Origin of the sequence: Burkholderia sp. Tr-20390, from assembly GCF_017104595.1 — a bacterium.
Classification (GTDB): Bacteria; Pseudomonadota; Gammaproteobacteria; order Burkholderiales; family Burkholderiaceae; genus Burkholderia.
This window is the reverse complement of the sequence record NZ_JAAGPC010000028.1, coordinates 55534-64912: the sequence shown is the minus strand read 5'-3', so window position 1 is coordinate 64912 and position 9379 is coordinate 55534. Positions and strand designations below refer to the sequence as shown.

General features: G+C 67.5%; 10 protein-coding genes and 1 pseudogene. 4 read left to right on the top strand and 7 right to left on the bottom strand.

What is annotated here, in order from left to right; translation table 11 throughout:
- Window positions 1-123: 123 nt before the first annotated feature.
- From G3N98_RS11200 to guaA, 4 genes and pseudogenes are all read left to right on the top strand, one after another.
- Window positions 124-594 (top strand): annotated as a pseudogene (locus G3N98_RS11200) (DUF2182 domain-containing protein); the annotation flags it as partial.
- A 277-nt stretch (window positions 595-871) separates the two neighbouring features.
- Window positions 872-2332: an IMP dehydrogenase gene (guaB, locus tag G3N98_RS11195; RefSeq protein ID WP_011352433.1), complete on the top strand. Its 1461-nt coding sequence runs from the start codon at window positions 872-874 to the stop codon at window positions 2330-2332.
- A gap of 6 nt (window positions 2333-2338) precedes the next feature.
- A complete protein-coding gene (locus tag G3N98_RS11190; protein WP_206148196.1) occupies window positions 2339-2965 on the top strand; it encodes a hypothetical protein in 627 nt (208 codons plus the stop codon).
- A 116-nt stretch (window positions 2966-3081) separates the two neighbouring features.
- Window positions 3082-4701, top strand: coding sequence for a glutamine-hydrolyzing GMP synthase (gene guaA / locus G3N98_RS11185; RefSeq protein ID WP_089431228.1), 1620 nt, complete (start codon window positions 3082-3084; stop codon window positions 4699-4701).
- Between the two features lie 132 nt (window positions 4702-4833).
- Here the strand turns inward: guaA and G3N98_RS11180 are convergent, their stop codons facing one another.
- From G3N98_RS11180 to G3N98_RS11150, 7 genes are all read right to left on the bottom strand, one after another.
- Window positions 4834-5451 carry a 3'-5' exonuclease gene (locus G3N98_RS11180; protein ID WP_206148195.1) on the bottom strand — a complete coding sequence of 206 codons (618 nt, stop codon included), beginning with the start codon at window positions 5449-5451 and terminating at the stop codon, window positions 4834-4836.
- A gap of 262 nt (window positions 5452-5713) precedes the next feature.
- Window positions 5714-6178, bottom strand: coding sequence for an acetyltransferase (locus tag G3N98_RS11175; protein ID WP_089473085.1), 465 nt, complete (start codon window positions 6176-6178; stop codon window positions 5714-5716).
- A gap of 116 nt (window positions 6179-6294) precedes the next feature.
- A complete protein-coding gene (locus tag G3N98_RS11170; RefSeq protein ID WP_206148194.1) occupies window positions 6295-6786 on the bottom strand; it encodes an NUDIX hydrolase in 492 nt (163 codons plus the stop codon).
- Window positions 6787-6836: 50 nt separating this feature from the next.
- Window positions 6837-7721, bottom strand: a complete 885-nt coding sequence (locus G3N98_RS11165) for an NAD(P)-dependent oxidoreductase (RefSeq protein ID WP_206148193.1) — start codon at window positions 7719-7721, stop codon at window positions 6837-6839.
- Window positions 7722-7818: 97 nt separating this feature from the next.
- Window positions 7819-8106, bottom strand: coding sequence for a DUF971 domain-containing protein (locus G3N98_RS11160; RefSeq protein WP_089473082.1), 288 nt, complete (start codon window positions 8104-8106; stop codon window positions 7819-7821).
- Entirely contained in the window at window positions 8103-9098 is a 996-nt protein-coding gene (locus tag G3N98_RS11155; protein WP_206148192.1) for a HEAT repeat domain-containing protein, read from the bottom strand. Before G3N98_RS11155 ends, G3N98_RS11160 begins: the two co-directional genes overlap by 4 nt.
- A gap of 31 nt (window positions 9099-9129) precedes the next feature.
- Complete coding sequence (locus G3N98_RS11150) at window positions 9130-9375, bottom strand: ferredoxin family protein (protein ID WP_039342800.1); 246 nt, start codon at window positions 9373-9375, stop codon at window positions 9130-9132.
- Between the last annotated feature and the right edge of the window lie 4 nt (window positions 9376-9379).

Here is a 9379-nt window from a genome sequence, read left to right as displayed (position 1 = left end):
TACGAATGAACGCGGTATCGGAAACAGTGAAGCGGGCAGCTTTCGACACGTCGATCAAGGTCGACGGCAAGCGGTTGTGGGACAGCCTGATGGAAGTCGCGAAGATCGGCGCGACGCCGAAGGGCGGGCGCCGGGTATTTCGCCGTGTGGATGGCGGTCGGCGCGCTCGTGTTTCCGGCCGGCGCCGCGTTGACGAGCGCTGCCGCACGGCTGCCGGTGCTCGGCCGCGCGATGCCGTTCGTGGCCGGCACGGTCGTATTGGCCGCAGGCGTCCTGCAATTCTCCGGATGGAAGGCGCGCCGGCTGACGTGCTGCCGGCACGCGGCGATCTGCATGCATTCGCCGCACGCGGAGGCCGGTGCGGCATGGCGGCACGGCGTGCGAGCCGCCATCCGATGCGTGGCGTGTTGCGGGAACCTGATGGCGGTCGCGCTGGCGGCCGGCATGATGGATCTGTGCGTGATGGCGGTCGTGACGGTTGCGATCGCCGCCGAGCGCCTGGCGCCGGCCGGCGGGCGGGTCGCGCGGATCGTCGGCTGCGTCGCGGTCGGCGGCGGCATGGTGATGATCGCCCGCGCGGCCGGGCTGCCGTGAGGCGGGACGGTGGGCCCGATCGGCCCGTTGCCGGGCCGGGCTTCATCGTCGCCGCCGCCGCCGCGTGGCCCGTCCGCAACAGGCGGATGGGCCGTTTCGCGGCCGGCTGCGCGAATGGCTCGATGCGGCGGTGAAACGAAAGGCGATCGAAAACGAACCGAACGGCGATCCGAACGATTCGGCCCCCGAACGGCCGAAACCGGCTAAGCCGTTGTTCGTGTTGTGAAAATTCGCGGCGCTTCGCGTATAATTCGCTTTTGCGCCCATAGGATTTGCCATGCGTCTGATCCAAAAAGCACTCACTTTCGATGACGTGCTCCTCGTTCCCGCCTTCTCCGACGTTCTCCCGCGCGACACCAGCCTCAAGACCAAGCTGACCCGCAACATCTCCCTGAACATGCCGCTCGTGTCCGCCGCGATGGACACGGTCACCGAAGGTCGCCTTGCGATCGCGATGGCCCAGCAGGGTGGCGTCGGTATCGTCCACAAGAACCTCACGCCGGCCGAACAGGCCCGCGAGGTCGCGAAGGTCAAGCGTTTCGAATCGGGCGTCGTCCGCGATCCGATCACGGTGCCGCCGCAAATGAAGGTGCGCGACGTGATCGCGCTGTCGCGCCAGCATGGCATCTCGGGCTTCCCGGTCGTCGAAGGCCCGCAGCTGGTCGGCATCGTCACCAACCGCGACCTGCGTTTCGAAACCCGCCTCGACGAGCCGGTCAAGTCGATCATGACGCCGCGCGAGCGCCTCGTCACGGTCAAGGAAGGCACGCCGCTCGCCGAAGCGAAGGCGCTGATGCACAGCCACCGCCTCGAGCGCGTGCTGGTCGTCAACGACGCGTTCGAACTGCGCGGCCTGATGACCGTCAAGGACATCACGAAGCAGACCGAGCACCCGGACGCGTGCAAGGACGAACACGGCAAGCTGCGCGCAGGCGCGGCGGTCGGCGTCGGTCCCGACAACGAAGAGCGTGTCGAGCTGCTGGTGCAGGCCGGCGTCGACGTGATCGTCGTCGATACCGCGCACGGCCACAGCAAGGGTGTGCTCGAGCGCGTTCGCTGGGTCAAGCAGAACTTCCCGCACGTCGAAGTGATCGGCGGCAACATCGCGACGGCCGCCGCCGCGAAGGCGCTCGTCGAATACGGCGCGGATGCGGTCAAGGTCGGTATCGGCCCGGGCTCGATCTGCACGACGCGGATCGTTGCCGGTGTCGGCGTGCCGCAGATCAGCGCGATCGCGAACGTCGCGGAAGCGCTGAAGGGCACGGGCGTGCCGTGCATCGCCGACGGCGGCGTGCGCTTCTCGGGCGACGTGTCGAAGGCCCTCGCGGCCGGCGCGAACGCGGTGATGATGGGCAGCATGTTCGCGGGCACCGAAGAGGCGCCGGGCGACGTGTTCCTGTACCAGGGGCGCCAGTACAAGTCGTATCGCGGCATGGGTTCCGTCGGTGCGATGAAGGACGGCGCGGCAGACCGCTACTTCCAGGACAACTCGGCCAACATCGACAAGCTCGTGCCGGAAGGCATCGAAGGGCGTGTCGCGTACAAGGGCTCGGTCAACGCGATCCTGTTCCAGCTGGTCGGCGGCGTGCGCGCGAGCATGGGCTACTGCGGCTGCAAGACGATCGACGAGCTGCACGACAAGGCCGAATTCGTCCAGATCACCGCGGCGGGCATGCGCGAGTCGCACGTGCACGACGTGCAGATCACGAAGGAAGCGCCGAACTACCACGTGGACTGATTGCCGATGAAACCGCTGCTGCGAGCCGTGCTGATCATCGATGCCGTCCTGCTGCTGGCGTTCGGCGTGCTGTTCGTGCTGACGCCCTGGCAGTCGCTCTTCAACGCGCTGCAGCTTGCGAACGTCCAGCCGGCGATGCTCGGCCAGGCGTTCGGCATCGCGTTGCTCGGGCTCGCGTGGCTCGCGTTTCATGCAGCGTTCAACGGGGATCTCACGGCGCCGGTCGCGCGTTCGGTCGGCCATGTGTATTGGCTGACCGGCGCGCTGACGATCGTCTGGTCGATCGGTACCGTCAGCGGTCCCGCGCTTGCGGCCGCCGGCCGCGTGCTGTCGGCCGTGGCCGGCGTCGCGCTGATCGTGCTCGGCCTCGGCGGCGTGCGACTCGCATCGGCCGTACGCCGGCGCGAAAAGGAACAGGCGCTCGAGGCGCGGGAGCAGGCGCTCGAGGCGCGCGCGCCTGCGCAGCGTCCGGCCGAGCCGGCGATGGCGCCCGCGTCGTCACCTGCACCGCAGCGTGTCGAACCCGTCGTCAGCCGTCCCGCAGCGTCCGCTGCATCGTCGTCACCGGCCGCATCCGGCCCATCGTCGTCCGGCACCGTCGCACTCGACGAGCGCCCGCCGATGCAGGATTGACCGGCCATGCGTCGCGCGTGCTGCCTTCCGCCCGACGCCGCTGTCCATGCTATTGACGCAGCGCATGATGAAAATGATGCGCTGCTTTTCTTATTCTCTTCATCCCGTCCGCAGCCATGCACGACAAAATCCTGATTCTCGACTTCGGTTCGCAAGTCACCCAACTGATTGCGCGACGCGTGCGCGAAGCGCACGTCTACTGCGAAATCCATCCGAACGATGTGTCCGACGACTTCGTCCGCGAGTTCGCGCCGAAGGCGGTGATCCTGTCGGGCAGCCACGCGAGCACGTACGAAGACCATCAGCTGCGCGCGCCGCAGGCCGTGTGGGATCTCGGCGTGCCGGTGCTTGGCATCTGCTACGGCATGCAGACGATGGCCGTGCAGCTCGGCGGCAAGGTCGAGTGGAGCGACCACCGCGAATTCGGTTACGCGGAAATGCGCGCGCACGGCCATACGCGCCTGCTCGACGGCATCGAGGACTTCAAGACGGACGAAGGCCACGGGATGCTGAAGGTCTGGATGAGCCACGGCGACAAGGTTGCCGAGCTGCCGCCGGGCTTCGCGCTGATGGCGTCGACGCCGAGCTGCCCGATTGCCGGCATGGCCGACGAGGCGCGCGGCTACTACGCGGTGCAGTTCCACCCGGAAGTCACGCACACGGTGAAGGGCCGCCAGATCATCGAGCGCTTCGTGCTGCAGATCGCCGGCGCGAAGCCCGACTGGATCATGAGCAACCACATCGAGGAAGCCGTCGCGAAGATCCGCGAGCAGGTCGGTGACGAGGAAGTGATTCTCGGCCTGTCGGGCGGTGTCGATTCGAGCGTCGCCGCTGCGCTGATCCATCGCGCGATCGGCGACCAGCTTACCTGCGTGTTCGTCGACCACGGCCTGCTGCGCCTGAACGAAGGCAAGATGGTGCTCGACATGTTCGAGGGCCGCCTGCATGCGAAGGTCGTGCACGTCGACGCGTCCGAGCAGTTCCTCGGCCACCTGGCCGGCGTGACCGATCCGGAAGCGAAGCGCAAGATCATCGGCCGCGAGTTCGTCGAGGTGTTCCAGGCCGAGGCGCAGAAGCTGTCGAAGGCGAAGTGGCTCGCGCAGGGCACGATCTACCCGGACGTGGTGGAATCGGGCGGCACGAAGACGAAGAAGGCGACGACGATCAAGAGCCACCACAACGTCGGCGGCCTGCCGGAAACGCTCGGTCTGAAGCTGCTCGAACCGCTGCGCGACCTGTTCAAGGACGAAGTGCGCGAGCTGGGCGTCGCGCTCGGCCTGCCGCCGGAGATGGTGTACCGCCATCCGTTCCCGGGTCCGGGCCTCGGCGTGCGGATTCTCGGCGAAGTGAAGCGCGAGTTCGCGGACCTGCTGCGCCGCGCGGACGCGATCTTCATCGAGGAACTGCGCAACACGACCGCGACCGCGCAGGATGCGGCTGCCGGCCTGTGCGGCGAAGCCGATGTCGGCAAGAGCTGGTACGACCTGACGAGCCAGGCGTTCGCGGTGTTCCTGCCGGTGAAGTCGGTGGGCGTGATGGGCGATGGCCGCACGTACGACTACGTGACGTCGCTGCGCGCGGTGCAGACGACCGACTTCATGACCGCACACTGGGCGCACCTGCCGTATGCGCTGCTCGGCCGCGCGTCGAACCGGATCATCAACGAGGTGCGCGGGATCAACCGTGTGGTGTACGACATCTCGGGCAAGCCGCCGGCGACGATCGAGTGGGAGTGAGTATTGGTTGCTGAATCGGCGTTCGGAAGCGGACGGCCGATTCGGTTTGCATGCTGCCCGGGCTCAGGCCCGGACTAGAAACGGCTTGGCGATTGCCAAGCCGTTTTACGTTAACGCGCATGCGTGCATGCATCACACGTGTGCGCCCACGAGCGAACGCAGGTACGTCGGCACTTTCGCCTTCGCCGTGGCCTGCACACGCGTCATGAGCGCGTGATCGATACGATTCAGTCCGTACGTCCGCGCAATGTCGTGCTGCAGCCGGCACCACAGGTGTCCGGCCATCTCGGCATCGACCATCGCCCGGTGCGCACGGCCCGATTTCGGCAACCGCAGCATATCCACCAGGCTCGACAGGCGGTGACTCCGGGCGTCCGGATAGATACGTCTCGCCACGAGCATCGTGCACGCAAACGCATGCTCGGCCGACACGCCAAGCAGCCCGAGTTCTGACTGCCAGAACCGTTTGTCGAAACCGGCGTTGTGAGCGACGACCGCATGCTTGCCGACGAACGCCGCGGCTTCCTTCATGACGGTCGACGCCGGCGGCGCCGCTGCGATCATCTCGTTCGTGATGCCGGTCAGCGCGACGACATCGGACGGTATGCGTCTGCCTGCATTCATCAGGCTCTGGAAACGGTCGACGATTTCACCGTCCCGGAGCAGGATGACGGCGATTTCGGTCGCTCGGTCGCCCATATTCGGCGAAAGTCCGGTTGTTTCGAAGTCCAGTACCGCAACGGTTTGCATGTTCGAATCCTGTGGCTTCACGCGGTGTCGTTAGAGTCGCCGAGAGGTTAGCATCTCCCGGCCCGCGACAGGCGCGTTCAGTCCGGGAAACGACCATCCGTGCAAGGGGCGAGCGCGTGGTACCGGTGCGTCATGCATGACGCGTCACGTGGCCGCATGCGGCATGCTGCATGCGTGGAGCGGACCTGGTATCAGGTCGCCGCGTTCGCGTGCTCGGAGCGCATGACGTGGAGGGCAGCGCGCTATCCCGCGCCGGACACGGTTATGCGTGCTGCGGCGAGGAGGGTGGTGCCGCGCGATAGCGCAGGTGAATCAGCGGATAGGTGCGCCCCTGCCCATCGATCGCCGAACGCCCGGTGCGCTCGAAGCCGAGCCGTTCATAGAATCCCGCTGCCGATTCGTTCTGCTCGTTGACGTCGGTCGACAGGTCGGGATAACGCTTGAGCGCGTCTTCCACCAGCAGGCGCCCGACACCCGCGCCGTGGTGAGCGGGATCGACGAACAGTGCTTCCATGTGACTACCGTCGAGCAACATGAAGCCGATTGCGCGGCCGGTATCGTCGACGGCGAGATCGAGCGGCGCACCGGGCAGGAACGCGACGACTTCGGATTCGATCGCGCGACGGTCGTCGTTGCTGAGGAAGTGGTGCGTGGCGTCGACCGCGTTGCGCCAGATATCCAGCACGCGTGCGCCGTCGGCCGGAGTGGACTTGCGAATGCTGATCATGGCTTGGCCCATCTTTGATGTGTAATTGGAGGTTCGTCGGCGCGTAGCCGGCACTGTCATGGTCCCGATCGGGCCGCTCGCAAGCGCTGCGAGAAAGACTGCGGTGCTTCACGCATTCAAGTATTGACCGGACGCTGCACGTGACCAAGTGCCGCCGCACGCTCGATCGCGCGTCGCGCGACGTCGCGAACGCCTGCGCTCATCGGCAAGTCATCGCGATCGAGTTCGGCGAGATCGAACCAGCGCGCGTCGAGCGCATCGTCGCCGGCGGCAGGCGCGCCGCGCAGCCATCGGCACAGCACCGCGACCATCACGAAATGCTGGCGCAGGTCGCCGCCGGCATCGTAATCGAACGCATCCAGCGCGGTAAAGGCGTCGAGCGCTTCGACGTCGACGGTGGTTTCTTCCGCGATCTCGCGCACGACCGCGTGCGCAATCGATTCCCCCGCTTCGATCTTGCCGCCGGGAAAGCCCCAGCAGCCCGCATCGGGCGGATTGGCGCGACGCACCAGCAGCACGTCGCGCTCTCGCAGGACGATGCCGATCACGGCGGGAACCGGGCGGACGGAAGCGGGGACGCTGGTCGGGGAGCGGGGAGAGTCGGACATGGGACGCTACGTGCGGGTGCGTTCGAGTGGATGGGGCGGCCGGCGACGATTCATTGCGCGCCGTCGGTGCGCTGCTCGATCGCGTGGATCACGGCGACCATGTCGTCCGCGCCATGTCCGGCCCGCTCGGTCTCGCCGTACAGCGCATGGCAGATGTCGAGCAGTGGCGAAGCGATGCCGATGCCGCGCGCGGATTCGGCGACGAGGCGCGCATTCTTCAGCACATCGGTGATCGCGGCCTGCACCGAGAAATCGGCCGCGACGAGTTTGCCGAGCTTCACGCGCGACACGTCGCTCGCCATCGGGCCCGCGTTCAGCACGTCGGCGAAGCGGGCGAGATCGATGCCGTGGCGTTGCGCAAAATGCGTGGCTTCGGTCAGGCCGGTGACCATCGTGATCAGGAACAGGTTCACGGCGAGCTTCATCGTCAGCGCCGACGGTACGTCGCCGCACACGAAGCTGTCGCGGCACAGCGGCTTCACGAGTACGCGGACGGCGTCGACGTCGTCCGGCGCGCCGGCGAGCATCACCACGAGTTGCCCGGCTTCGGCCGGCTTGCGCGACCCCGACACGGGCGCTTCGACATAACGACCCGACGCGGCAGCGATGTCGTCGGCCAGTGCGCGCGAATACTCGGGTGCGTTCGTGCCCATGTTCACGATGGTGTGGCCGCCGACACGGGCGGCAAAACCGGGCGTGCCGCGCGCGAGGGCGCCGTCGATCGCCGCGTCGTTCGCGAGCATCAGGATCACGGTGCGGCAGGTCGCGAACACGTCGTCTACATGCTCGGCCACGCGCGCGCCGGCGTCGCGCAGTGCATCGTCGTTGCCGTGCGATCGGCTCCATACGACGAGCGGCGTGCCGGCCCGCGCAAGATTGAGCGCCATCGGCGTGCCCATCACGCCGAGGCCGATGAATCCGACTGCGGTTTGCATGTTCTGGCTCCCACGGTGGGTGGAGACGATCGTGGGCATCAGTATCGCAGCGTTTCCGCACGCCTGCTATTTCGTCCGCGCAGCCGCCGGCGCTACGTCACGGCCGCGCGGTCATGCCCGCCAGATACGGCCACGGATAGATGCCGCGCGCATGACCGTCGCCGAACAGCACGCGGATGCCGTAGCCGGCCGTTTCCAGGCTGTCCAGCGTCAGGTCGGGCCGCGCATCGACACGACCGCCGTCGTGCCGGATCCTCCGGCATTCGGCACACGGGCAATCGCCGCGCAACCGTGCATAGCTGACGCGCTGCGTGTGACCGTCCGGCCAGCGGAGTGTCAACGTGCGCGCCGGATGATCGAGCACGATTTCGGTCGGGGAGATCATCGCGACGCCTCGTCGATCTGCCGGATCGCGATCCGCACGGCCTTGCGGACTTCCGGATCGTGATCCTCCAGTGCGTGGGTCAGTGCGGGCAATGTCGCGCGGTCCCGCAATTCACCGAGCGCAAGCGCGGCTTCCTTGCGAAGGTTGCTGATCGCGTGCGAGAGCAGCGCGACGACGGCCGGCGCCGCGGCCGCATCGCGCAGTTGCCCGAGCGCACGCGCGGCACGCAGGCGCACCTGCCAGTAGTCGTCGTCGAGCGCGGCGACGAGCGGTTCGCGCGCGGTCGCGACGCGCAGCTTGCCGACCGTCGTGGCCGCTTCCTCGCGCACTTGCCATTCGCGGTCGCGCAGCGCGGCGAACAGCGCGTGGATGACGGTCGCGTCGTCGGGTGTCGCGAACCCGATCGCGCCGACCGTGATGCGTCGCACGTCGGCTGCGGCATCGGTTGTCGCGATGCCTGCAAGCGGTGGCAGCGCACGCGGATCCTTGAGCCAGCCGAGCACCGCCACGGCTTCGGCGCGCACCTCGGCGTGTTCGGCGTCGAGCGCGTGCAGCGCGGGCGCGAACGCGCCGGGGTCGCGCAACTCGCGCAATCCGCGCAGCACGGCACGGCGCACGAACGGCTCGGGCCGTTCGGCCCATCGGCACAGCACGGCGCCCGATGCCGCGTCCTTCAGTTCGGACAGGCTCTGCGCGGCGGCGGCGCGCACGTCGTCGTCCGGATCGAGCAATGCGCCGCACAGCGCATCGACGACGTCCGGCTGCTCCCATGCGCCGAGCACACGGGCGGCTTCGCCGCGCACGTCGGCCGACGGATCGTCGCGCAGCGCGGCGACGAACGCGGGTACGAACCCGGGGTCTTCGAGGTCGGCGAGTTCGAACAGTGCGACGCGACGCACGGCGGCATCGGGCGCGGCGAGGCGGGCGACGAGTGCGGCCTCGTCGGGGGCGTCTGCGCGCGGCAATACGGGAGCGAAGGAGGGGGTGGTCATCGGCGACTCAAATGAGCGTTGAGGGACGCGGTCAGCGCAGCAGGTAAGGGATGTCGACCTTGACCGCGCCGGTCGGGCAATCGCGTTCGCACGGCATGCAGTACCAGCATTCGTCGAACTGCATATAGGCCTTGCCCTTGGTCACGTCGATCGCGAGCAGGTCGAGCGGGCATACGTCGACGCAGACGGTGCAGCCCTTGTCGGCGATGCAGAGGTTCTCGTCGATCGTCACGGGTGCGCTGCTGCGCTGGAAGATGTCGTGCGGGGTATGGGGCATGGCA

Bases quoted from the DNA above. Each gene is read 5' to 3' on its own strand.
- G3N98_RS11165 (WP_206148193.1), bottom strand. From the start codon at position 7,721: ATGCAAACCGCAGTCGGATTCATCGGCCTCGGCGTGATGGGCACGCCG.
- guaA (WP_089431228.1), top strand. From the start codon at position 3,082: ATGCACGACAAAATCCTGATTCTCGACTTCGGTTCGCAAGTCACCCAA.
- guaB (WP_011352433.1), top strand. From the start codon at position 872: ATGCGTCTGATCCAAAAAGCACTCACTTTCGATGACGTGCTCCTCGTT.
- G3N98_RS11170 (WP_206148194.1), bottom strand. From the start codon at position 6,786: ATGTCCGACTCTCCCCGCTCCCCGACCAGCGTCCCCGCTTCCGTCCGC.
- G3N98_RS11150 (WP_039342800.1), bottom strand. From the start codon at position 9,375: ATGCCCCATACCCCGCACGACATCTTCCAGCGCAGCAGCGCACCCGTG.
- G3N98_RS11175 (WP_089473085.1), bottom strand. From the start codon at position 6,178: ATGATCAGCATTCGCAAGTCCACTCCGGCCGACGGCGCACGCGTGCTG.
- G3N98_RS11180 (WP_206148195.1), bottom strand. From the start codon at position 5,451: ATGCAAACCGTTGCGGTACTGGACTTCGAAACAACCGGACTTTCGCCG.
- G3N98_RS11155 (WP_206148192.1), bottom strand. From the start codon at position 9,098: ATGACCACCCCCTCCTTCGCTCCCGTATTGCCGCGCGCAGACGCCCCC.
- G3N98_RS11160 (WP_089473082.1), bottom strand. From the start codon at position 8,106: ATGATCTCCCCGACCGAAATCGTGCTCGATCATCCGGCGCGCACGTTG.
- G3N98_RS11190 (WP_206148196.1), top strand. From the start codon at position 2,339: ATGAAACCGCTGCTGCGAGCCGTGCTGATCATCGATGCCGTCCTGCTG.